General features: G+C 69.9%; 1 protein-coding gene. It reads right to left on the bottom strand.

The window, feature by feature from the left end; genetic code table 11:
* A partial coding sequence (locus RBH18_RS43880) for an IS110 family transposase (RefSeq protein WP_306216449.1) occupies positions 1-604 on the bottom strand: 604 nt, incomplete at its 3' end.
* Positions 605-914 lie beyond the last annotated feature (310 nt).

Below are 914 nucleotides of genomic sequence, written 5' to 3'. Positions count from 1 at the left end.
CGAGGGGCTCGAGCAGCTGGTCGAGGTCGGTGATCTCGACGGACAGCTGCTGGTGGCGGCGGGCCAGGCTGCGCAGGGCAAGCTTAGCGGCGGTGACCGGGGTCGCGGCGTCCGACGAGTCCGGGCGTAGGTTCGCGCAGACGGTGATCAGCTGCTTGACGCTCAGGCGGCGCAGTTCGGCGCGCAGATCGTCGGGAGCGGTGACGATCAGGGCCTTGATCTGGCGTTGAGTGTCCGCGCGCTGGTCGACGGCGCTGCGGCGGGCCACCCGCAGGTTGCGCAGTGCCTCGACGCGGCCGTCGCGCTGTTTGGGGGTGCCGGTGCGTTCCCCGGCCGGCGCAGCCCGGGCGGCCTGGATCGCGTCGATCGGGTCGGACTTGCCCTGGAAACGGCGGGTCTTGCGGTCCGGCCGGTCGACCTCGATCACCGTCACCCGCTCGTCGCGCAGCAGGCGGGCCAGCCCCGCACCGTAGGCGCCGGTGCCCTCGACGCCGGCCCGGTTCAGCCGGCCGTGCCCGCGCATCCAGGTCAGCAGGTCGGCATAGCCGGCGGCGGTGGCGGGGAACTCGTGCGTGCCGAGAACCCGGCCGACCTCGTCGATCACGGCGGCGGTGTGGGTGTCCTGGTGGGTGTCAACGCCGCCGAAGGCCTCGACAACGGCTTCATCAGGTGTAATAGGGGGCATCGTCGTCCTGTCGTTCGCAACTGGGGCAGGGCGGCACGCACCAGTCGGGCAACGCGGACAAGACAGAGATGGGGCCTCTGGCCAGGTTCCTATGAAGTCACAACGCCACGCCTGATGAGTGCACGAGCACCTCCCGACCAGGGCCGACAAATCCCGTTGAAGACCCGAAGTCAGTCAGTAGCTGGGTCAGACCCCGGCGGGAGGTGCTCACCACAATCATCTCTGTCAG

Source organism: Actinoplanes oryzae (assembly GCF_030757795.1).
Lineage (GTDB): Bacteria > Actinomycetota > Actinomycetes > Mycobacteriales > Micromonosporaceae > Actinoplanes.
Note: the sequence above shows the minus strand (reverse complement) of the source record. Positions and strands in the feature narration are given on the sequence as shown.